Genomic DNA, 21,172 nt, shown 5'->3' on the forward strand with positions numbered 1-21,172 from the left:
CACCCGGGTGACAGAACATTGACGAATAAAAATACGCAAAAAACGGTCATTCTTCAAAACCCTGCGAGTTTCATACTTTTACATCTCCTTTTAAATAGTAGGGTTGTTATTCCACAAGCTCAACTCGTTAAGGCGGGATGGGGAGATAAAAACGCTATCACTTCCGTCAATACGTTATATCAGACGGTGCTTATGCTCCGAAATGCATTAACTGATGTCGGGTTGCCGCGCGATCTGATTAGAACGGTTGCCCGACGCGGTATGATAATGACTGCGGATATTCAACAGACCGAGACGGAATCGGTTGATAAGGTGGGAACGGAGGAGACGGAAGGCGTCACCAGCATACCAGCGATGATGGCGGCACCGCGTAAACAGCAGCCTTCAAAGACCACACTGAAGTTAGGGATTATCATGCTCTCCGTATTGCTGATCGGTGTCGGCGTCTCTTTGGGCCTGTTTTATCCGACGGCCGAATCGCTGTTCTCTTCTTATGCCATTATTGATAACACTTCCTTTTCATCCTGTACTCTGTTACTGAAAGGTCGAAGCACGTTAAATACTCGCTATGCGGTATTCCTGACGAGACATCCGGATATCTGTCAGAATCATAAATATGTGTATCTCTCGGGAATGAATAGTGCGAAGAATATTGCGGCCGTTGCATGTCAGCTAGATATAAGAGAACACCCTCAGACAAAATGTACGACCTGGTACTCAATTAATGATGAAAATTAAAATTTTAATATTCGCTTTGCTGATTGTAATGGTGACGTTAGCCGGTGTAGGTTATTGGTATTTCCATAAAGTGAAAAACAGCATTGATTGTCAGGGACGAGTGGTATGGGAAGTTAATAATGAGGCGTTCCGGGGAGACGTTGTCTATCAGATGCAAAATAATCAGGGAGTCGTCACGATCACCGGTGAATTGCATACGCCGGAAGATGATAATTATAAAATTAGTCGGATTGTCTATTTCACGTATTACAAGATGCGTGATAATTACATTATTAGCACCAATAATCTCGTGCGGTTCCCAAGTGACAATTTAGAGGCGAAAAAAGGCCACCGGTCATTGCCTTCGTTTTATCTCTCCGATCGCGCTTCTTTCTCACTATTGATTAAACGTTATCAGGAAGGGTGGGCCTTTACTACAGTAGGCGCGCCGTCACTGTTATGTCGCAGCACGGAGTAAACGGCCCGAACGAGCCGTCTACTCCGATATCAACCAAGGAACATCACTGACACGCACAACAGGCCGACAATCAGGGTGATCAGATTGCCGAGCGATCGGTGCGGTTTTAGTGCTGGGATCAGGTATGTCGACAGGGTCGGCATAATGAACAAAATCATGGCGATGAGCGGCCCGCTGATGGCGTAAATCATCGAGATCGCATTCGGGTTGATGCAGCAGACAATGAAGGTGATGGCGGATACCAGCATGATGGACAGCGCGCGGTTAAAGGCACGGCTTTTCTTCACCCCAATCTGTTGCAGACTGGTTTTGACCACCTCTGTAGCCCCTTCGATAACGCCAAAGTAAGTGCCGAGAAAGGATTTCGACATCGCTATCACGGCGACGATGATGCCTGAAATCGAGAGCCAGGCCGGGGCGGCAGGCATCATGGATAATGCCGAAAGAATGGTGACGCCTTCGTTTTTAGCCGCTTCGATGTAAGAGGGCGGAATTGACAACAGGCAGCTAAAGACGAAGAACAGCACGCTTAAGCAGATGATCAGATAGGCTACCTTCATGATTTTTTTGCATTTACCCATGGCCAGCTCACCGTATTTCTCACGTCTGTCGATAGCAAACGTGGAGATTATAGGCGTATGGCTAAAAGCAAAAACCATCACCGGAATCGAGATCCATACCTGATGCAACGTGTGCTGATCGAACGCCATTTGTCCGGTGAGCAATGCGGGTTGCCAACTACCGGTCAGATACAGCGAGAGAAATAAAAAATAGGCGATCAGCGGGAACACCAGAAAGCCCATCACCCGAATGGTCGCATGGCGGCCCATCAGGAAAATCAGGTTCAGGATTAATACCACGCCAAGGCTGACTCCCATGCGGATACCGAGGCTAATCTCAAGATAACGGGCTAACTGTTCTGTCAGGGAGTTGGTGATGGCGACGGCATAAATCAGGACCACCACGAAAAAGGCAATAAAGTACAGCGTGGTAATGAGGCTGCCGATCTTCTTACCATAATAGTGCGTCACCGCGCCGGTGATCCCTTCTCCCGCAGACGTTTTCGACGAGAGAATAAACTGACATAAAGCTTTATGCGGCCAGTATGTGAGAGGCCAGGCGACCAGAGCGGTGACAAACAGTACAATCGCGCCCGCGGAGCCAAGCTGGATGGGGAGAAACAGGGTCCCTGCGCCCACGGCAGTCCCATATAACGCAAAGCTCCAGAGCGTCTCTTCTTTTGACCAAATTTTCGACATTTCTTGAACGTATCAACTATAAAATAAACAAAAAGAAGCGCAATTTACCATAAATGAGCGGGCGGGCGTGAGAACTGAACGGGAGAATGGGTAGCAACGGGTCTTGCCGGAACCGCATGGATCCCGGCAAACGTGTGGGTTATCAGGCAGTCACGCGCTGTTCGCGACGCTTCACGACGCGTACGCGCAACGTGTCATAAGCCCAGTTGTAGAACATGGTGTAGGGCAGGAAGAACAGGAAGAAACCGATCTCCAGCGTAAAGGCCTGTATCAGGCTTACGTTCAGCACGTACGCCACAATACTCACGCCGATGACGATAAAGCCGCTTTCAAACCCCAGCGCGTGAAACGCACGTACTTTCGCCGTTCGCTTCACCAGATGTGAAGGCCAGAAACGGTCAAACAGCGCGTTGTAGATGATGTTCCAGATCATCGCCGTGGTCGCCAGCAGGATCGTCAGTCCGCCCATTTCCAGCACCGATCGTTGCATCAACCAGGCCGTGGTGGGGGCGAGGATCGCCGTGGCAATACCTTCAAAACAGACGGCGTGGAAGACACGCTCCAGTAACGAACGACGTTGAACCGCATTGTGTTGCATAACTTACCTTTCTTTAATACGCCCGGATAACGGAATAGCGGGAATTTTATCGCTTTATGTGATATCTAAAAGATAGAATCCATCGATAAAGTAGATAGTTCATGCGTTACTCACCCGAAGCGTTAACCGCATTTGTCGAGACCGTTTCCTGTGGCTCCTTCTCAGCGGCGGCACGCAGACTGCGGAAAAGTCAGTCCACCATCAGCACGGCGATTGCCCACCTTGAGGCCGACCTTGGTGTTCTGCTTTTTGATCGTTCCGCCCGTCAGCCGGTGCTAACGGAAGAAGGAAAGAAAGTACTTGGCTACGTTCAGGCGATATTGTCGGCCAGCGATCGGCTCGATGAGGTGGCACTTTCGCTGACCGGTGAGACCGAAACGCGTCTGACGTTTGTACTCTCCGACACACTGCACCCCGACGTGCTGGAGGAACTGATGGTGCAGTTTGATCGCCAGTTTCCGCATACCGAATTTGAGTGTCTGATTGGGGAGGATGTGGACGTCATCGATCTGCTGCAAAAAGAGCGAGCGCAGGTCGGTTTGATTGAAGCCAGAGACCACTATCCCACTGATATCGGTGCGACGCGCTTGCCGATGCAAACGTGGATGGGACTCTACGTTTGCGCTTTTCATCCGCTGGCGAAAGAGAAGAAACTTCAGTGGGATCAACTGCATACCTGGCGAGAATTACGTCTTAACACCTATATCGATCATGGCGCCCAGCTTGCCCGTGGTCCGGTGTGGTCCGCGCCGAACTATTTGCTGTTGCTGAGTATGGCGGTACAGGGGTTTGGCTGGTGCGCGCTTCCTTGCGCATTAGTGGAGGAGTTCGCAGCGGAAAAACCGCTGGTGCAACTGGATGTCCCGGGATGGCCGAAAGCTATCGCGATCGATCTGCTCTGGAACAAAAAATCCCCGCCTGGTGTGGCGGGGAGTTGGCTGAGATACCATTTACAACAAGGCAGCGCCCCGGGCTGCGAGGTGTAATAACGATTTCCTTTGTGATAAAACTCACCTTTCTTAAACAATCAGGATAACTATTTTTAACAATCCTCTACTATTGCGGTGATATTTTGCGCTGAGGTCGTAATGAAAGAGGTGGTGATCGTCGGGGCGTTACGTACGCCAATTGGGTGCTTCCAGGGAACACTGGCGCGCCATTCTGCTGTCGAACTGGGCAGTATCGTGGTCAAAGCGTTGATTGACGGTAGCGGTGTGAGCGCGCACGCCGTTGATGAAGTGATCCTCGGACAGGTACTAACGGCGGGAGCGGGGCAAAACCCGGCGCGTCAGTCAGCAATCAAAGGGGGATTACCGAACACCGTTTCGGCGATCACCATCAACGACGTCTGTGGCTCCGGGCTGAAAGCGCTGCATCTCGCCACGCAGGCGATCCAGTGTGGCGAAGCGGACATCGTGATTGCCGGTGGGCAAGAAAACATGAGTCGCGCGCCGCATGTCCTCACCGACAGTCGAACCGGCGCGCAGCTGGGCAACAGCCAGCTTGTCGATAGCCTGGTGCATGACGGGTTATGGGATGCCTTCAATGATTACCATATGGGCGTGACCGCAGAGAATCTGGCGCGGGAATATGGCATCAGTCGCGAATTGCAGGATGCTTATGCGCTCAGTTCGCAGCAAAAGGCACGCGCGGCCATTGATGCCGGTCGGTTTAAAGCGGAAATCGTGCCGGTCGCAACCCAGCGTAATGGGCAAACTGTGATAATTGATACCGACGAGCAGCCGCGAACCGATGCCAGCGCAGAAGGCCTGGCGCGTCTGGATCCGGCTTTCGAACTGCTGGGGTCGGTGACCGCAGGCAATGCCTCTTCAATAAATGATGGCGCGGCAGCGGTAATGATGATGAGCGAGTCCAAAGCACAGGAGCTGAATCTGCCCGTGCTGGCGCGCATCCGCGCATTTGCCAGCGTCGGCGTGGATCCTGCGCTGATGGGGATCGCTCCCGTGTATGCCACTCGCCGTTGTCTGGAGCGGGTCGGCTGGCAACTGGCCGATGTGGATCTGATTGAAGCAAATGAAGCCTATGCGGCGCAGGCGCTGTCGGTGGGTAAAATGCTGGAGTGGGACGAGCGCCGGGTGAACGTCAACGGCGGCGCGATCGCCCTTGGTCACCCGATTGGCGCATCCGGCTGTCGTATTCTGGTTTCTCTGGTTCACGAAATGGTCAAACGTAATGCTCGCAAAGGTCTGGCAACGCTGTGTATTGGCGGCGGGCAAGGCGTGGCATTAGCCATCGAGCGCGATTAACGCTTCTTTTTCCCTTTTCCCCCCTGTTATGCCGCACGATAAATCGTGACGGCATGCCTGTGCTTTGTTTCGCCTTCCGTCTGATTTTCGCGTTAAACGAATGACCTGAGCGCTATTTGCGCGGAAGTTCAGGTATTACAAACGCAGGATGAAATTCTATTTCCTTGTTTTTCTAAATAGTTTTTCTTTGGACATGAATCATGTAATCAATCGATCGTGATCGGAATTACACTTTTGATAATAAGATGCAGAAAAAGTGAAACGATGTTTTATTTGTAATTGAAAACGGATTCCCGGAAGACTATCATGGGCGCATAACGTAAAACGGAACAGCGTTTCGCTCTCCGTTGAGGGATTCCCGCTCAGTACATCACTGGAGGTAAATGTGGACGTAAGACAAAGTATTCACAGCGCGCACGCCAAAACACTGGATACCCAGGGGCTACGCAAGGAGTTTTTGGTTGAGAAAGTGTTCGTGGCTGACGAATACACGATGGTTTACAGCCACATTGACCGTATTATCGTCGGCGGCATTATGCCGGTAGCAAAAACGGTCTCCGTCGGCGGTGAAGTCGGAAAACAGCTTGGCGTCACCTATTTCCTTGAACGCCGTGAACTGGGTGTGATCAACATCGGCGGCGCAGGCACTATCACCGTCGACGGTCAGTGCTATGAGATCGGCCACCGTGACGCGCTGTATGTCGGTAAAGGGGCAAAAGAAGTGGTCTTCGCCAGCGTCGATAGCGCAACGCCTGCCAAGTTCTACTACAACTGCGCACCGGCTCATACCACGTATCCAACCAAAAAAGTGACGCCTGCTGATGTTGCGCCTGTGACATTAGGTGACAACCTCACCAGCAACCGTCGCACGATCAATAAATATTTCGTGCCGGATGTGCTGGAAACCTGCCAGTTGAGCATGGGCCTTACCGAACTGGCGCCGGGTAACCTGTGGAACACCATGCCGTGCCATACCCATGAACGCCGTATGGAAGTGTACTTCTATTTCAATATGGAAGAAGACACCTGCGTCTTCCATATGATGGGTCAGCCTCAGGAAACGCGTCATATCGTTATGCACAACGAACAGGCGGTCATTTCGCCAAGCTGGTCGATCCACTCCGGGGTGGGCACAAAAGCCTATACCTTCATCTGGGGCATGGTCGGTGAAAACCAGGTCTTTGATGATATGGACCACGTTGCGGTGAAAGATCTGCGCTAGTCGCGGGCGCTCATAACGCCTGTCCGTGACAGGTATGAAAAACTAAGGATTTACAATGATTTTGAACGCATTCTCTCTCGAAGGTAAAGTCGCTGTCGTGACCGGTTGTGATACCGGTCTGGGCCAGGGCATGGCGCTCGGTCTGGCAGAAGCCGGCTGCGATATCGTCGGGATTAATATCGTTGAACCGACCGAAACTATCGAGCGTGTAACCGCTCTGGGCCGTCGCTTTTTGAGCCTGACCGCCGATCTGCGTCAGATCGACGGGATCCCGGCACTGCTGGAGCGCGCGGTGGCTGAGTTCGGTCATATTGATATTCTGGTGAACAACGCCGGTCTGATTCGTCGTGAAGACGCGATCGATTTCAGCGAAAAAGATTGGGATGACGTGATGAACCTGAACATTAAGAGCGTGTTCTTTATGTCTCAGGCAGCGGCCAAACACTTTATTGCACAGGGTAATGGCGGCAAAATCATCAATATTGCCTCCATGCTTTCCTTCCAGGGCGGTATCCGCGTCCCGTCTTACACCGCTTCCAAAAGCGGCGTAATGGGGGTGACCCGTCTGATGGCGAACGAGTGGGCGAAGCACAACATCAACGTCAACGCGATCGCACCGGGTTACATGGCGACCAATAATACCCAGCAACTGCGTGCCGATGAGCAGCGTAGCGCTGAAATTCTCGATCGTATCCCGGCAGGTCGTTGGGGTCTGCCGAGCGATCTGATGGGGCCGGTGGTTTTCCTCGCTTCCAGCGCATCTGATTACATTAACGGCTACACCGTGGCGGTTGATGGCGGCTGGCTGGCGCGTTAATTCGCTACCACTTGCTGATAAAACCCTGCCATCGCGCAGGGTTTTTTATTGCTGAAATCAGGCGGTGAGAAAATCTTCGCGCACCGGCGTAAAGGTATCCAGTAGGGTACCCGGCTTCAGGCAGACACAGCCGTGCACAATATTCGGCTGCTTATACAACGTATCCCCCGCGCGTACCACCTGCTTCTCGTCACCAATAGTAAATTCAAATTCACCGGATAACACGTAGGTCAGTTGCTCATGCGGATGGTGATGCAGCGGGCCGATCGCCCCTTGTTCAAAGTTAACCTCGACAGCCATCATTTTACCGTTATGCGCGAGAATGCGGCGGGTGACGCCATTGCCCAGATCTTCAAGCGTCGTCTTGTTATGGAAAACAAACATGTGGGATCCTGTTAGTGTTTGAAACAATGTTTCATTAAAGCTAACTCAGTCGCGTGGCAAAGAAAACGGCAGATCAAATGAACTGGAAACTTGATCACAAGTTTGTTTCACTGCTGTAAATCACTGATGAAGGAGCAGGTAATGAAGACGATCGGTTTGTTAGGCGGGATGAGTTGGGAATCGACGATCCCGTACTATCGGTTAATTAACGAAGGGATCAAACGGCAACTGGGTGGACTTCATTCTGCGAGCCTGCTATTGCACAGCGTTGACTTCCATGAGATCGAAGAATGTCAGAGCCGCGGTGAGTGGGACAAAGCCGGGGATATTCTTGCGCAGGCCGCGCTTGGGTTACAGCAGGCGGGAGCGGAAGGGATCGTCTTATGTACCAACACGATGCACAAAGTGGCGGAGGCCATCGAATCGCGCTGCTCGCTGCCTTTTTTACATATTGCCGATGCGACCGGGCGCGTCATCTCTGCGCAGGGAATGAGCCGGGTTGCGCTGTTGGGAACGCGTTACACCATGGAGCAGGATTTTTATCGCGGCCGTCTGGAACGGCAGTTTGCCATTGAGTGCCTGATACCCGATGCGGATGCGCGGGCGAAGATCAACCAGGTAATCTTTGATGAGCTTTGCCTCGGACACTTTACCGAGACCTCGCGTCAGTACTATGTCGAAGTGATTGAACGTCTGGCGGCGCAAGGCGCTGAGGGCGTCATTTTTGGCTGCACTGAGATCGGCCTGCTGGTACCGGTAGAGCGTAGTCCGATTCCGGTGTTTGACACCGCCGCGATCCATGCCGCTGATGCTGTGACGTTTATGCTGTCGTAACCGGCCCGAGGATCTGCTCCAGCGCCGTCACCAGAAGGTGATGGCGGGTTTGCAGATGATGGCTGAAGGCCTCGACCAGCGCGGAAGCGGGTCGGTGGATAGGACGGACCAGGCTGACGGTAAACGGCACGGAAATACTGAAACGGCGCGCCACCACGCCGCTCGCCGCATAATCCAGCGCGGTGAACGGGTTTACCACCGAAAGACCGGCTCCGGCGCGTACCATAGCGCACACTGACGCCGCGCTGTGCGTTTCCACCACCATCCGCCGTTTAACCTCGTGCTCAGTGAACAGGGTATCCAGCAGTTGCCGGTAACTGTCCGTGCGCGACAGGCTGATGTAGTTCTCCCCCTGAAAATCCTGCGGTGTTAACACCGGCTTTTCCGCCAGCGGATGCCCCGGCGGCAACACACAGACTTCATCGAGCGAGAAGAGCTCCGTTCGTTCCGTACCGGCAGGCGTGTGCAGTGTTTCCGTCAACCCCAGATCGTGGCGCTGGGCAGAAAGCCATTCTTCAAGCAGCGGTGACTCCTGCGGCACAATGTTCAGGCTGACGTCCGGATAGCGGGCGAGAAACGGCTGAATCAACGCGGGCAGCAGCGACTGCGAAAAGACCGGCAGGCAGACTATCGACAGTTCCCCCTGGCGAAACTCCCGCAGGCTTTCCGCCGCGCTGACAATCCGATCCAGCCCATACCAGGAGCGCTGGACCTCTTCGAACAGGCGTAACCCCTGAACCGTCGGATGCAGGCGACCGCGCGTGCGCTCGAACAGCGTCAATCCCAGCACTTTTTCAAAGCGCGCCAGTTCTCGGCTGACGGTGGGCTGTGACGTATGCAGCAATCGCGCGGCTTCGGTCAGGTTTCCGGCGGTCATGACCGCATGAAAGATTTCAATATGACGTAAGTTGACGGTAGCCATAGTCACCTCGCTTGATAATAACCATATCATTTTTGCATAGAGTCGGTATAAAACGATATTTTTTATTCTCTTCGCACTGTGGCGTAATCATAAAAAACGTCATATCCGGAGTCCGTTATGCCTCATTCACTGTATTACACCGATACCGATCTCACCGCGGAAAACCTGCTCAGATTGCCAGCCGAATTTGGTTGCCCGGTCTGGGTTTACGACGCGCAGATCGTGCGTCGCCAGATTGCGGCGTTACAGCAGTTTGATGTGGTGCGCTTCGCGCAGAAGGCCTGTTCCAATATTCATATTCTGCGTTTAATGCGCGAGCAGGGCGTAAAAGTGGACTCCGTGTCATTAGGCGAAATCGAACGCGCACTGGCGGCGGGATACGATCCGCATACGCATCCGGATGACATCGTGTTTACTGCCGATGTGATTGATAACGCCACCCTGGCCCGCGTCAGCGAATTACGCATACCGGTCAACGCCGGCTCTGTCGATATGCTCGATCAGCTTGGGCTGGTCTCGCCGGGCCATCGCGTCTGGCTGCGCGTCAATCCTGGCTTTGGTCACGGTCATAGTCAGAAAACCAATACCGGCGGCGAAAACAGTAAGCACGGTATCTGGCATACCGACTTGCCGCAGGCGCTGGCGGTGATGCACCGTCATCAACTGAAGCTGGCGGGCATACACATGCATATCGGTTCTGGCGTTGACTATGGTCATCTGGAACAGGTGTGCGGTGCGATGGTGCGTCAGGTGGTGGATTTTGGTCAGGATCTGGAGGCGATCTCCGCCGGTGGCGGCCTGTCGATTCCTTATCACGACGACGAAGAGGCGGTGGATACCCGGCATTACTTTGGCTTGTGGAATGCCGCGCGCGAGCAGATCGCTCGTCATCTGGGACATCATGTGAAGCTGGAAATTGAGCCCGGACGTTTTCTCGTTGCACAGTCTGGCGTGCTGGTCACCCAGGTACGCAGCGTGAAGCAGATGGGCAGTCGTCATTTTGTGCTGGTGGATGCCGGCTTTAACGATCTGATGCGCCCGGCAATGTATGGCAGTTATCACCATATTACCGCGCTGGCGGCGGATGGCCGTTCACTGGAGAACGCGCCACGAGTCGACACGGTCGTCGCAGGGCCGCTGTGCGAATCCGGCGACGTCTTTACCCAGCAGGAGGGCGGCAAGGTGGAAACCCGCGCGCTGCCAGCGGTGGCGCCGGGAGATTATCTGGTGCTGCATGATACCGGCGCATACGGCGCCTCGATGTCGTCAAACTACAACAGCCGTCCGCTGCTGCCGGAAGTGTTATTTGACAACGGTCAGGCGCGGCTGATTCGCCGTCGCCAGACCATTGAAGAGCTGTTAGCGCTGGAATTACTTTAAGCCGAACACGGTTGTAGGCCTGATAAGCGAAGCGCCATCAGGCATTGCGTTGCGCAGATAACATTATGATTATTTGTTAAAATACGGCCCAGTGGTCACCGAGTCGCGCAACACCAGCGTGCCGGTAAAGGGCGGGATCGGCTCGACCTCTTCGCCATTGACCATGCGGATTGCCTGGTCGATGGCCGTGGTAATCATTGTGTCGATGGGGAGATAAACCGTCGATAATCCCGGTTCAAGCCATTTTGCACTCGGCGCATCGTCAAACCCAAACAGCGATACATCCTGCGGAATGTTAAGCCCGGCCTGGTGCAGGGCTTTCGACGCACCCAGCGCCATGTCGTCGTTACAGGCAAACAGGGCGCTGAACGTCACCCCTTCCTGTAGCAGTTCATTACAGGCGTCATAGCCGCGCGTCATGCTGGAATCACCATATTTCACCTTTGCCGGATCCCAGTCGATGCCATTTTTCTCCAGCGCCTTACGGTAGCCCATCAGACGCGACTTCCCGGTCGGCGTGTGTCCCGGCACGGTAATACAGGCAATCTCGCGGTGTCCCTGGGAAATCAGGTAATCCACCGCCTGAAATGCCGCGTCTTCCTGTTCAAAAAAGATGGCGCGTTCGCGGGCGAGGCTGACGTCGCGGTTGATGATAATCAACGGCATCGTAATCGAATCCGCCAGCGCCAGGATCGCCTTTTCGCTCATATAACGGGTGTAGAGAATGATGGCGTCACACTGCCGGTCGGCCAGCATCTGCACCGCTTCCTGTTCGCGCTCTGGCGTATCGTGACCGTCAGTGACAATCAACTGTTTGCCGTGAGATTCAGTCTGCCGCGAAGCCTGTTGTAGCAGGCGACCAAAGTAGAAGCCATCAAAGGTCGATACGACCAACCCAATGCTGTTGCTGGTTCGGTTAGCCAGCGAGCGAGCCAGAAAGTTCGGACGATAATCCAGCGCCTGCATCGCCTTAAACACTTTCTGACGCGTACTTTCTTTGACCTGACCGGTGCCGTTAAGCACACGAGAAACGGTGGCTTTCGAGACACCGGCACGACGGGAAACATCCAGCATTGTTATCATGACGCGATCCTGATTACTCGTTTGATGACGCATTGCCCGGCTCCGTTGGCGTCGTCACAGAGTGGCGACGGACCAGCGTAGGGCTGAAAACATGGGTGACATCGGGTAGTGGGCGCTTTTCCGCCAGCGCGAGCGCCAGTTCTGCGGCCTGTGTCGCCATCGTCACGATAGGATAACGCACGGTGGTCAGGCGTGGGCGAACGTAGCGCGAAACCAGCACATCATCAAAGCCGATCAGCGAGATCTCCGCCGGGACGTCCACGCCGTTATCATTCAGCACGCCCATCGCGCCAGCAGCCATGGAATCGTTATAACAGGCCACCGCGGTGAAGTTTCTGCCGCGGCCTAACAGTTCAGTCATCGCCTGCTCACCGCCACTTTCGTCGGGTTCGCCATACGTTACAAGGCGATCGTTGACCGGGAGATGGCTCTCTTCAAGAGCATCGTAATAGCCTTTGAGACGATCTTCCGCATCCGAAATGGAGTGATTCGAACACAGATAGCCTATGCGTGTATGGCCCTGTTGGATCAAATGGCGGGTTGCCAGCCAGGCGCCATAACGGTCGTCCAGCGCCACACAGCGCTGTTCGAAACCGGGCAGGATCCGGTTGATGAGCACCATGCCGGGAATTTGCTTCATTAATGATGCCAGGTCGGGATCCGGTATCATCTTGGCGTGAACGACGAGCGCCGCGCAGCGGTGACGAATAAGCTGCTCGATCGCCTGACGCTCTTTTTGTTCATTATGGTAGCCGTTGCCAATCAGTAAAAAATTGCCGGTGTTATAAGAGACCTGTTCAACGGCTTTCACCATCGCGCCGAAAAACGGGTCAGAAACATCGCCAACCACCAGACCTATGGTTTCGGTGGACTGCTGTGCGAGCGCGCGCGCGTTAGCATTGGGGTGGTAGCTGAGCGACTCCATCGCACTGGTCACCGCCAGGCGTGACGCCTCGCTGGCTTTGGGGGAATCATTGATGACGCGGGAAACGGTGGCGACTGATACACCAGCCAGTCGGGCTACATCCTTTATGGTCGCCATGACAGTACCTATTGTGGGTAAACGCTTACATTCTGTCAGTGTTACGGAAAACGGCTGCTGGTTCAAGCAGATTGCCTGTTGTGACGCGGCAAATGTGAGCAAAATCCTCGAAATTAAGCCAAAAATCGAACGATGCAAACCATTAGTTACACTTTGCGAAGGGCTGTTGCGATTGTTCGCTGGCGACGCTTCCCAACAGCTTGATAAAGTTGAGATCCCAGAGGTATTGATAGGTGAAGTCAACTTTCGGGTTGAGCACACGAATTACACCAGCCTGCGCCAGTTGCGCAGGTTTTTTTTTGCTAGTACCGCAATCTGTAACAGTAAGCGATAATTTACACAACTGGTTGCATTTCCCATCATTCCTTTGCGTTTTCTCGCTGGCGAAGCGGTCATGCACCGACCACAATCAAGATCCCAGAGGTATTGATTGGTGAGATTATTCGGTACGCTCTTCGTACCCTGTCTCTTGCACCAACCTGCGCGGATGCGCAGGTTTTTTTTCGCCCCGAGTTTACTGTCGCTCCCGTTGCCTTGTTCGTGTAATCTGCCACCATTATTTTACCGAATCGTGCGCAAAGGGAGTTGAAATGTTATTTGGCTTTTTCCGTAACCTGTGTCGTGTGCTCTATCGGGTACGCGTGACGGGGGATATGCAGGCGTTGCAGGGAGAGCGCGTCTTAATCACCCCCAACCATGTCTCGTTTATCGACGGCATTCTGCTGGCGCTGTTTCTACCGGTACGTCCAGTGTTTGCGGTCTACACCTCGATTAGCCAGCAGTGGTACATGCGCTGGTTAACCTCGCTGATCGATTTTGTACCGCTTGATCCGACGAAACCGATGGCGATTAAACATCTGGTTCGACTGATCGAGCAGGGCCGTCCGGTGGTCATTTTCCCGGAAGGGCGCATTTCGGTGAGCGGCTCGTTGATGAAAATCTACGACGGCGCTGGATTTGTCGCCGCGAAATCCGGTGCGACGCTGGTGCCGGTGCGGATCGAAGGGGCGGAGCTCACCCATTTCAGTCGCCTGAAAGGGCTGGTGAAACGCCGCTTCTTCCCGCAGATCCATCTGCATATTTTACCACCAACTCATTTGCCCATGCCCGATGCCCCTCGCGCACGCGAACGTCGTAAAATCGCCGGTGAAATGCTGCATCAGAAAATGATGGAAGCACGGATGGCGGTGCGTCCGCGCGAAACGCTGTATGAATCGCTGCTGGCAGCGATGTACCGCTATGGTGCGGGCAAGCACTGCATCGAAGACATCAACTTCAAACCGGACAGCTATCGACAACTGCTAACTAAAACGCTGTTTGTCGGACGTATTCTGGAAAAATACAGCGCAGAAGGCGAAAAAATCGGCCTGATGCTACCCAATGCCGCGATCAGCGCGGCGGTGATTTTCGGCGCGGTGTCTCGTCGTCGTATCCCGGCAATGATGAACTACACGGCGGGTGTCAACGGGCTGACCAGCGCTATCACCGCCGCGGAAATCAAAACCATTTTTACCTCTCGCCAGTTCCTGGATAAAGGCAAACTCTGGCACCTGCCGGAGCAACTGACGCAGGTTCGCTGGGTCTATCTGGAAGATCTCAAAGCCGATGTGACCACTGCAGACAAGCTGTGGATCTTTGCGCATCTGCTGATGCCGCATCGGGCGCAGGTCAAACAGCAGCCGGAAGAGGCGGCGGTGATCCTCTTTACTTCGGGTTCTGAAGGTCATCCTAAGGGGGTGGTGCATAGCCACAAGAGCCTGCTGGCTAACGTTGAGCAGATTAAAACCATTGCTGACTTTACTGCCAATGACCGTTTTATGTCGGCGCTGCCGCTGTTTCACTCGTTCGGTCTGACGGTGGGGCTGTTTACGCCGTTGCTCACTGGCGCTGACGTGTTCCTCTATCCAAGCCCGTTGCATTATCGCATTGTGCCGGAACTGGTTTACGACCGAAACTGCACGGTGCTGTTTGGCACCTCCACGTTCCTCGGTAACTATGCGCGTTTTGCCAATCCGTATGATTTCTATCGTCTGCGCTATGTGGTGGCGGGAGCGGAGAAACTACAGGAGAGCACAAAACAGCTCTGGCAGGATAAGTTTGGCCTGCGCATTCTCGAAGGTTATGGCGTGACGGAATGTGCGCCAGTGGTATCGATTAACGTCCCGATGGCGGCAAAGCCTGGAACCGTTGGGCGGATCCTGCCCGGCATGGACGCGCGTCTGCTGGCGATCCCGGGTATTGAAGAAGGGGGGCGTTTGCAGTTGAAAGGGCCAAATATCATGAACGGTTATCTGCGAGTGGAAAAACCGGGGGTACTGGAAGTCCCTGCGGCGGAGAATGCCAGCGGCGAGCTGGAGCGTGGCTGGTATGACACTGGCGATATCGTGCGTTTTGATGAGCAGGGATTCGTGCAAATACAGGGACGCGCCAAGCGCTTTGCGAAAATTGCCGGTGAAATGGTCTCCCTGGAGATGGTTGAGCAACTGGCGCTCGGCGTGTCGCCGGAAAAAATGCACGCGACGGCGATCAAGAGCGATGCCAGCAAAGGCGAAGCGCTGGTGCTCTTTACTACTGATAGTGAGCTCACGCGTGACGTATTACAGCAATATGCCCGTACGCACGGCGTGCCGGAACTGGCGGTGCCGCGCGATATCCGTTACCTGAAACAACTCCCGTTACTCGGCAGCGGTAAGCCGGATTTCGTGACGCTGAAAAGCTGGGTTGATGATCCGGAAAAACAAAATGCCTGAGTCAGTACATACCAATACTTCTGTCTGGTCGAAGGGGATGATGTCGGTTATCGCGGCGCAGTTTCTCTCTGCGTTTGGCGATAACGCCCTGTTGTTTGCCACGCTGGCGTTGCTGAAGGAACAGTTTTATCCGGACTGGAGCCAGCCGATCCTGCAAATGGTGTTTGTGGGCGCTTACATCCTGTTTGCACCGTTTGTGGGTCAGATTGCCGACAGTTTTGCCAAAGGCCGGGTGATGATGTTTGCCAACGGTCTGAAACTGCTGGGGGCGGCAACTATCTGTTTTGGCTTCAATCCATTCATCGGCTATACGCTGGTGGGGATTGGCGCGGCGGCCTACTCACCGGCCAAATACGGCATTCTGGGGGAACTGACTACCGGCGATAAGCTGGTGAAAGCGAACGGTCTGATGGAAGCATCCACTATTGCGGCGATCCTGCTCGGCTCGGTGGCGGGTGGCGTGCTGGCAGACTGGCATGTTCTTGCCGCGCTGGTTGCCTGTACGCTGGCCTATGCCGGTGCCGTGGTAGCGAACCTGTCTATTCCCAAACTGGCAGCCGCTCGTCCAGGGCAGTCCTGGCATCTGGTGAAGATGACGCGCAGTTTCTTCTGCGCCTGTGTTTCACTGTGGCGCAACGGCGAAACGCGTTTCTCGCTGGTGGGCACCAGTCTGTTCTGGGGCGCGGGCGTGACGCTGCGTTTTCTGCTGGTGCTATGGGTGCCAGTGGCGTTAGGCATCACTGATAACGCGACGCCCACTTATCTCAACGCCATGGTCGCCATCGGTATTGTAGCTGGCGCCGGGGCCGCTGCCAGACTGGTGACGCTGGAAACCGTCGTACGCTGTATGCCGGCGGGGATCCTGATTGGCGTCGTTGTGCTGATTTTTTCTCTGCAACACGCCTTGTTGCCTGCCTATGCGCTGCTGATGCTGATCGGTGTATTGGGCGGTTTCTTTGTGGTGCCGCTGAACGCGCTATTGCAGGAGCGTGGTAAGAAGAGTGTCGGCGCGGGGAATGCGATCGCGGTACAGAACCTCGGTGAGAACAGCGCGATGCTGTTGATGCTGGGACTCTACTCGTTGGCGGTGTGGATAGGGATCCCGGTCGTTGCCGTGGGTATCGGTTTTGGCGGTCTGTTTGCGCTGGCGATAGCGGCGCTGTGGATCTGGCAGCGCCGCCAGGCATAATTAGCGCGCCGGCATTCCTCCGGCGCGGTTCTGTTACGGTGCAGGATAGGTATAAACCTGATGCACCGCTTCAATCTCTGCTAACACCGCTTCGCTTAACGTCAGATGCAAGCTCTCGACGTTGGTTTTCAATTGTTCCATGGTAGTGGCGCCAAGTAGCGTGCTGGCAACAAACGGTTGACGACGAACGAAGGCCAGCGCCATCTGCGCCGGATCGAGATTATGGCGTCTGGCGATATCGACATACGCTGCCACGGCTTTTTGCGTCTGCTCGCCGCTGTAGCGGGTAAAGCGGCTAAACAGCGTATTGCGCGCCCCGGCAGGTTTCGCGCCGTTCAGGTATTTGCCGGTCAGCGTGCCAAATCCCAGGCAAGAATAAGCCAGTAGTTCAACGCCTTCGTACTGACTGACTTCTGCCAGCCCCACTTCAAAGCTGCGGTTGACCAGGCTGTAAGGGTTCTGGATAGTGACAATGCGCGGCAGGTCATGTTTATCCGCCAGATGCAGATAGCGCATCACGCCAAAGGCCGTTTCATTCGAGACGCCTATGTAGCGGATTTTACCCGCGCGCTGGAATTCCGCCAGCGCATCCAGGGTATCCAAAAGCGAGACCACCGGTGCAGAGTCGGTCCAGGTGTAGCCGAGCTTGCCGAAACAGTTAGTCGGGCGTTGCGGCCAATGAACCTGGTAAAGATCCAGATAATCGGTCTGAAGACGCTTCAGGCTATCGTGCAGCGCTTCACGGATGTTTTTACGATCCAGAGCCTGATTCGGGCGAATGCCGCTGTCGTTATTGCGTGACGGGCCGCTGACCTTGGAGGCGATAATCAACTTTTCACGATTACCATATTTGGCCAGCCAGTTTCCGACGTAAGTTTCGGTGAGCCCCTGGGTTTCCGGACGCGGCGGGACCGGGTACATCTCGGCCACATCGATCAGGTTAATGCCATTCGCGACGGCATAATCGAGCTGTGCATGGGCGTCGGCTTCGCTATTTTGTTCACCAAACGTCATTGTGCCCAGCCCCAGAGTACTAACTTCAAGTGAGCTGTGGGGTATACGGTGATATTGCATAGCCGTTTCCTTTTTATAATCACGACATAAGGATTATAAAAATGGCTGAGGGAAGGGAAAAAGGGAAGAAAAATTGTTAAGGCCAGCAGCGCGGCTGACCTCAACTCTCAACGTTCAATGATTTGAGAAACGTCGTCGCGGTTAATTTGCATGGCGTTGCCCTGCTGGTCGTGGTAGCTCACCAGACCGGTATCGTCATCAATCTCAGGTTTCCCGTCGGTCAGGATCATCCGACCATCTTTGGTCGCCATGACATAATCGCTGCTACAGCCGGAAACGGCAAAAGCCAGTCCTACTGCGGAAATTATCACTGCCCATTTTTTCATCCATTTATCCTCACGTGGCCTGCGTCTGATAACAGTCTAGTAATAACCTGAAGTTGTGGGCAGGGAAAGCAGGAAAATCTTAATCTGAGAGGAGAAAAGGTGAGATATTCGCTCCCCGGAGGGAGCGAAAAGGGCAATTACAACGGGTTCTTTTTGTTTCGCAACAAATTCAGGCTCTCGACCGCAATCGAGAAGAACATGGCGAAATAGATGTACCCTTTCGGCACGTGGACGTCGAAGCTTTCCAGAATCAGGGTGAAGCCCACCAGGATCAGGAACGACAGCGCCAGCATCTTCACGGACGGGTGTCTGTCAACAAACTCGCCAATAGGACGCGCTGCAAACATCATCACGCCAACGGCAATCACCACCGCCGCCATCATAATGAACAGATGATCGGACAAACCGACCGCCGTGATCACCGAATCCAGACTAAAGATGATGTCGAGCAGCATGATCTGCACGATGGCCCCCAGAAAGGAGGTGACGCGCATGTTCATCCCTTCTTCTTCACCTTCAATGGATTCGTGGATCTCCTTACTCGCTTTCCAGATCAGGAACAATCCGCCAAGCAGAAGGATAAGGTCACGGGCGGAGATGGACTCACCAAACACCTCGAACAGCGGATTGGTCAGCCGGGTTACCCAGGCGATGGAGGCCAGCAGCGCCAGCCGCATGATCATTGCCGCCGCCAGACCGAGACGACGGGCGTGCGCACGTTGCGCAGTCGGGAGTTTTGCAACCACCAGAGAGAGGAAAATAATATTATCGATCCCAAGCACGATCTCCAGCAGCGTCAGCGTACCGAGCGCAAGCCAGGCGTTAGGATCGGTTATCCATGCAAATAACATTGAACAAAGTCCTGCCAAAAAAAGAAACGCTAATTATATGCTTCCCGGGCACCGGGCGAAAGTCTAACGCTGTTGTAACAAAAAGTGGCGTTCCAGCAGGGCGCGTGTGAAGTTCTTTTTCAGATAAAAACCACGCGGCAACGTCAGTATTGGCTCGCCCTGGGCGCCGATCGCCTCGGTAAGCGCTTTGGCGTTTGCGGCCTTCGGGCGCAATTGTAAAAATTCGCCATGGCGGGCGGTAATACGTTCAACCTGACCGAGCACAATCATGTCCATTAATTCTTCCCAGTCGAGCCGTAGTTGACGGTCTTCTTCTTCATCAGGACTCCACAGCACCGGCGATCCCACCCGCCGCTGCGCAAGGGGAATGCTGCGCTCGCCTTCCACCGGGATCCACAATACCCGCTTCAGTTTGTGTCGCACGTGACTGGTTTCCCACGTCACACCACTGTTTCCGGTCAGCGGTGCGACACAGACAAACGTGGTTTCGAGCGGTCGTCCGAGGCTATCCACAGGAATGGTTTTCAACTCGACGCCTAATGCCGCGAAATCCTGTTCAGGCTTACTTCCGGCGCTGGCCCCCAGCCAGAGTTCCAGCAACACGCCGATCCAGCCTTTGTCCCGCTTGAGATCTTTCGGCGTAACAATACCTGCTATCGCCGCCAGTTCGCCAAGCGAATAGCCCGAAAGCTGCTGCGCCTGCTGGAGCAGAAGGGCTTCAGATTCCGGTGGAAAGCGTAAAGGATGGAGTCCGGACATGGTGTCACACCTTAGGTGAAAAAATGAACAAGGTTTTTATACCGTGGGAAAGAAGTTTATCGTTTTCCATATATGATATTCAATGCCATGATTTATATTGATTTTTAGTTTATGACATCACATGTTGCGCAACCGAAGCATGGGTTTTCCATTTCTGGTCACTGAATTTAAACAGGATCTTACACCATGTTATCCACAGAAAGATGGGATAACTGTGAAAAACCCCGACTACTGTTTCCATTTACAGCCTTGACGTGCGACAAAATCGAATTTTCACCCAATTTGTGTTTAACTTATTGGCATAATCTGTGGATAAAGTCAGCGCTGCTCGATCTTTCATCAGCCTGAAGATCGTCAGTGTGATGGTTATCACTCTTTTGGCTGCTAACAACTAAAGTTAGTCAGTAACTTCATGAATAACAGAAAATATTTTTTTTACCCTCCCGGCTGTTTATTCGGACTGTTCCGGGTTTTCCCGGAGTAATTCCGTACTTCTTCACAACTCTATCCACAGAAAAGGTGAATAAAATCGCCCAAATGGGTGAGTGTCTGTTTATAACTTTGTCTTTAACTGTGAGTTATTCAATTGTTATTAGATGCACACCGCCTTAACTCAGTGGTTTACCGTCTGTCAGGAGTGTGAAACAATCATTCTCATATAAGGTTTATGTTGAGGTAGTCCGGTGATTGATGACGATGGCTACCGCCCAAATGTAGGTATCGTAATTTGTAATCGTCAGGGGCAAGTGATGTGGGCCCGACGGTTTGGTCAGCACTCCTGGCAGTTCCCACAGGGTGGGATAAATCCAGGAGAATCAGCAGAACAGGCGATGTACCGGGAACTGTTTGAAGAAGTAGGGTTAAGCCGTAAAGATGTGCGAATCCTTGCCTCTACTCGCAACTGGTTGCGTTACAAGTTACCGAAACGTTTGGTGCGTTGGGATACAAAGCCGGTGTGTATCGGCCAGAAACAAAAGTGGTTTCTTTTGCAGTTGATGAGCGGGGACGCGGAAATCAATATGCAAACCAGCAGCACTCCTGAGTTTGACGGCTGGCGATGGGTAAGTTACTGGTACCCGGTCCGGCAAGTGGTTTCATTTAAACGCGATGTCTACCGCAGGGTGATGAAAGAGTTCGCAAGTGTTGTGATGGCGCTTCAGGAAGCGACGCCGAAGCCGCAAAGTACACCTGCTTATCGACGTAAAAGAGGTTAAGCCACG

At 53.6% G+C, this 21,172-nt stretch carries 22 protein-coding genes; 11 read left to right on the plus strand and 11 right to left on the minus strand.

What is annotated here, in order from left to right:
• Positions 1-18 precede the first annotated feature (18 nt).
• Entirely contained in the window at positions 19-738 is a 720-nt protein-coding gene (locus tag KE671_RS03320) for a winged helix-turn-helix domain-containing protein (RefSeq protein ID WP_206161696.1), read from the plus strand.
• Positions 725-1,195, plus strand: coding sequence for a hypothetical protein (locus tag KE671_RS03325; RefSeq protein ID WP_206161697.1), 471 nt, complete (start codon positions 725-727; stop codon positions 1,193-1,195). Before KE671_RS03320 ends, KE671_RS03325 begins: the two co-directional genes overlap by 14 nt.
• A gap of 29 nt (positions 1,196-1,224) precedes the next feature.
• Here the strand turns inward: KE671_RS03325 and KE671_RS03330 are convergent, their stop codons facing one another.
• Together KE671_RS03330 and KE671_RS03335 are read right to left on the minus strand one after the other, a co-directional pair.
• Positions 1,225-2,454 carry an amino acid permease gene (locus KE671_RS03330; protein WP_206161698.1) on the minus strand — a complete coding sequence of 410 codons (1,230 nt, stop codon included), beginning with the start codon at positions 2,452-2,454 and terminating at the stop codon, positions 1,225-1,227.
• A gap of 142 nt (positions 2,455-2,596) precedes the next feature.
• Positions 2,597-3,052 carry a multidrug/biocide efflux PACE transporter gene (locus tag KE671_RS03335; protein WP_102603643.1) on the minus strand — a complete coding sequence of 152 codons (456 nt, stop codon included), beginning with the start codon at positions 3,050-3,052 and terminating at the stop codon, positions 2,597-2,599.
• Positions 3,053-3,153: 101 nt separating this feature from the next.
• Here KE671_RS03335 and KE671_RS03340 point away from each other — a divergent pair, with 101 nt between their 5' ends.
• The 4 genes from KE671_RS03340 to kduD all read left to right on the plus strand — a co-directional run bounded on the left by KE671_RS03340 (position 3,154) and on the right by kduD (position 7,358).
• On the plus strand, positions 3,154-4,038 hold the full coding sequence (locus KE671_RS03340; protein ID WP_206161699.1) for a LysR family transcriptional regulator: 885 nt from the start codon (positions 3,154-3,156) through the stop codon (positions 4,036-4,038).
• A gap of 102 nt (positions 4,039-4,140) precedes the next feature.
• The gene (locus KE671_RS03345; RefSeq protein WP_206161700.1) at positions 4,141-5,319 is read left to right on the plus strand and encodes an acetyl-CoA C-acetyltransferase; all 1,179 of its coding nucleotides are present in this window, start codon (positions 4,141-4,143) and stop codon (positions 5,317-5,319) included.
• 385 nt (positions 5,320-5,704) lie between these two features.
• A complete protein-coding gene (gene kduI / locus KE671_RS03350; RefSeq protein ID WP_042288966.1) occupies positions 5,705-6,541 on the plus strand; it encodes a 5-dehydro-4-deoxy-D-glucuronate isomerase in 837 nt (278 codons plus the stop codon).
• Positions 6,542-6,596: 55 nt separating this feature from the next.
• Positions 6,597-7,358: a 2-dehydro-3-deoxy-D-gluconate 5-dehydrogenase KduD gene (kduD, locus tag KE671_RS03355; protein ID WP_005123393.1), complete on the plus strand. Its 762-nt coding sequence runs from the start codon at positions 6,597-6,599 to the stop codon at positions 7,356-7,358.
• Positions 7,359-7,415: 57 nt separating this feature from the next.
• On the opposite strand, the gene KE671_RS03360 is transcribed toward kduD, so the two are convergent.
• Complete coding sequence (locus KE671_RS03360) at positions 7,416-7,742, minus strand: cupin domain-containing protein (RefSeq protein ID WP_206161701.1); 327 nt, start codon at positions 7,740-7,742, stop codon at positions 7,416-7,418.
• Between the two features lie 141 nt (positions 7,743-7,883).
• Here KE671_RS03360 and KE671_RS03365 point away from each other — a divergent pair, with 141 nt between their 5' ends.
• Positions 7,884-8,576, plus strand: a complete 693-nt coding sequence (locus KE671_RS03365; RefSeq protein ID WP_206161702.1) for an aspartate/glutamate racemase — start codon at positions 7,884-7,886, stop codon at positions 8,574-8,576.
• Here KE671_RS03365 and KE671_RS03370 read toward each other — a convergent pair.
• On the minus strand, positions 8,563-9,498 hold the full coding sequence (locus tag KE671_RS03370; RefSeq protein WP_206161703.1) for a LysR family transcriptional regulator: 936 nt from the start codon (positions 9,496-9,498) through the stop codon (positions 8,563-8,565). The two genes, KE671_RS03365 and KE671_RS03370, sit on opposite strands and share 14 nt — an antisense overlap.
• Before the next feature lie 117 nt (positions 9,499-9,615).
• Between KE671_RS03370 and lysA the strand changes: the two genes are divergently transcribed.
• Positions 9,616-10,878, plus strand: coding sequence for a diaminopimelate decarboxylase (lysA, locus tag KE671_RS03375; RefSeq protein WP_206161704.1), 1,263 nt, complete (start codon positions 9,616-9,618; stop codon positions 10,876-10,878).
• A 69-nt stretch (positions 10,879-10,947) separates the two neighbouring features.
• On the opposite strand, the gene KE671_RS03380 is transcribed toward lysA, so the two are convergent.
• The 3 genes from KE671_RS03380 to KE671_RS22770 all read right to left on the minus strand — a co-directional run bounded on the left by KE671_RS03380 (position 10,948) and on the right by KE671_RS22770 (position 13,412).
• Positions 10,948-11,961 carry a LacI family DNA-binding transcriptional regulator gene (locus KE671_RS03380; protein ID WP_206161916.1) on the minus strand — a complete coding sequence of 338 codons (1,014 nt, stop codon included), beginning with the start codon at positions 11,959-11,961 and terminating at the stop codon, positions 10,948-10,950.
• A gap of 13 nt (positions 11,962-11,974) precedes the next feature.
• Positions 11,975-13,003: an HTH-type transcriptional regulator GalR gene (galR, locus tag KE671_RS03385; protein ID WP_206161705.1), complete on the minus strand. Its 1,029-nt coding sequence runs from the start codon at positions 13,001-13,003 to the stop codon at positions 11,975-11,977.
• A gap of 142 nt (positions 13,004-13,145) precedes the next feature.
• Entirely contained in the window at positions 13,146-13,412 is a 267-nt protein-coding gene (locus tag KE671_RS22770; RefSeq protein WP_241029729.1) for a hypothetical protein, read from the minus strand.
• Positions 13,413-13,593: 181 nt separating this feature from the next.
• On the opposite strand from KE671_RS22770, the gene aas reads away from it, so the two are divergent.
• Both aas and lplT read left to right on the plus strand, forming a co-directional pair.
• Entirely contained in the window at positions 13,594-15,753 is a 2,160-nt protein-coding gene (gene aas, locus KE671_RS03395; protein WP_206161706.1) for a bifunctional acyl-ACP--phospholipid O-acyltransferase/long-chain-fatty-acid--ACP ligase, read from the plus strand.
• A complete protein-coding gene (gene lplT, locus KE671_RS03400; RefSeq protein WP_206161707.1) occupies positions 15,746-16,942 on the plus strand; it encodes a lysophospholipid transporter LplT in 1,197 nt (398 codons plus the stop codon). The genes aas and lplT overlap by 8 nt, the downstream gene beginning before the upstream one ends.
• A 33-nt stretch (positions 16,943-16,975) precedes the next feature.
• Here the strand turns inward: lplT and KE671_RS03405 are convergent, their stop codons facing one another.
• From KE671_RS03405 to mutH, 4 genes are all read right to left on the minus strand, one after another.
• Positions 16,976-18,016, minus strand: coding sequence for an NADP(H)-dependent aldo-keto reductase (locus tag KE671_RS03405; protein ID WP_206161708.1), 1,041 nt, complete (start codon positions 18,014-18,016; stop codon positions 16,976-16,978).
• A gap of 107 nt (positions 18,017-18,123) precedes the next feature.
• Complete coding sequence (gene ygdR, locus KE671_RS03410) at positions 18,124-18,342, minus strand: lipoprotein YgdR (RefSeq protein WP_000758655.1); 219 nt, start codon at positions 18,340-18,342, stop codon at positions 18,124-18,126.
• A 137-nt stretch (positions 18,343-18,479) separates the two neighbouring features.
• A complete protein-coding gene (locus tag KE671_RS03415; RefSeq protein WP_206161709.1) occupies positions 18,480-19,193 on the minus strand; it encodes a TerC family protein in 714 nt (237 codons plus the stop codon).
• Positions 19,194-19,256: 63 nt separating this feature from the next.
• Entirely contained in the window at positions 19,257-19,952 is a 696-nt protein-coding gene (gene mutH / locus KE671_RS03420; RefSeq protein WP_206161710.1) for a DNA mismatch repair endonuclease MutH, read from the minus strand.
• Between the two features lie 683 nt (positions 19,953-20,635).
• On the opposite strand from mutH, the gene rppH reads away from it, so the two are divergent.
• A complete protein-coding gene (gene rppH / locus KE671_RS03425) occupies positions 20,636-21,166 on the plus strand; it encodes an RNA pyrophosphohydrolase (RefSeq protein WP_195296667.1) in 531 nt (176 codons plus the stop codon).
• The last annotated feature ends 6 nt before the right edge of the window (positions 21,167-21,172 follow it).

This window comes from Citrobacter amalonaticus (assembly GCF_018252635.1).
In the GTDB taxonomy this organism is placed as follows: domain Bacteria; phylum Pseudomonadota; class Gammaproteobacteria; order Enterobacterales; family Enterobacteriaceae; genus Citrobacter_A; species Citrobacter_A amalonaticus_E.

Excerpts from the sequence above, each read along its gene's own strand:
- KE671_RS03325 (WP_206161697.1), top strand. The coding sequence starts at position 725 with ATGATGAAAATTAAAATTTTAATATTCGCTTTGCTGATTGTAATGGTG.
- KE671_RS03330 (WP_206161698.1), bottom strand. The coding sequence starts at position 2,454 with ATGTCGAAAATTTGGTCAAAAGAAGAGACGCTCTGGAGCTTTGCGTTA.
- KE671_RS03335 (WP_102603643.1), bottom strand. The coding sequence starts at position 3,052 with ATGCAACACAATGCGGTTCAACGTCGTTCGTTACTGGAGCGTGTCTTC.
- KE671_RS03340 (WP_206161699.1), top strand. The coding sequence starts at position 3,154 with ATGCGTTACTCACCCGAAGCGTTAACCGCATTTGTCGAGACCGTTTCC.
- KE671_RS03345 (WP_206161700.1), top strand. The coding sequence starts at position 4,141 with ATGAAAGAGGTGGTGATCGTCGGGGCGTTACGTACGCCAATTGGGTGC.
- kduD (WP_005123393.1), top strand. The coding sequence starts at position 6,597 with ATGATTTTGAACGCATTCTCTCTCGAAGGTAAAGTCGCTGTCGTGACC.
- KE671_RS03360 (WP_206161701.1), bottom strand. The coding sequence starts at position 7,742 with ATGTTTGTTTTCCATAACAAGACGACGCTTGAAGATCTGGGCAATGGC.
- KE671_RS03365 (WP_206161702.1), top strand. The coding sequence starts at position 7,884 with ATGAAGACGATCGGTTTGTTAGGCGGGATGAGTTGGGAATCGACGATC.
- KE671_RS03370 (WP_206161703.1), bottom strand. The coding sequence starts at position 9,498 with ATGGCTACCGTCAACTTACGTCATATTGAAATCTTTCATGCGGTCATG.
- lysA (WP_206161704.1), top strand. The coding sequence starts at position 9,616 with ATGCCTCATTCACTGTATTACACCGATACCGATCTCACCGCGGAAAAC.
- KE671_RS03380 (WP_206161916.1), bottom strand. The coding sequence starts at position 11,961 with ATGATAACAATGCTGGATGTTTCCCGTCGTGCCGGTGTCTCGAAAGCC.
- galR (WP_206161705.1), bottom strand. The coding sequence starts at position 13,003 with ATGGCGACCATAAAGGATGTAGCCCGACTGGCTGGTGTATCAGTCGCC.
- aas (WP_206161706.1), top strand. The coding sequence starts at position 13,594 with ATGTTATTTGGCTTTTTCCGTAACCTGTGTCGTGTGCTCTATCGGGTA.
- lplT (WP_206161707.1), top strand. The coding sequence starts at position 15,746 with ATGCCTGAGTCAGTACATACCAATACTTCTGTCTGGTCGAAGGGGATG.
- KE671_RS03405 (WP_206161708.1), bottom strand. The coding sequence starts at position 18,016 with ATGCAATATCACCGTATACCCCACAGCTCACTTGAAGTTAGTACTCTG.
- ygdR (WP_000758655.1), bottom strand. The coding sequence starts at position 18,342 with ATGAAAAAATGGGCAGTGATAATTTCCGCAGTAGGACTGGCTTTTGCC.
- KE671_RS03415 (WP_206161709.1), bottom strand. The coding sequence starts at position 19,193 with ATGTTATTTGCATGGATAACCGATCCTAACGCCTGGCTTGCGCTCGGT.
- mutH (WP_206161710.1), bottom strand. The coding sequence starts at position 19,952 with ATGTCCGGACTCCATCCTTTACGCTTTCCACCGGAATCTGAAGCCCTT.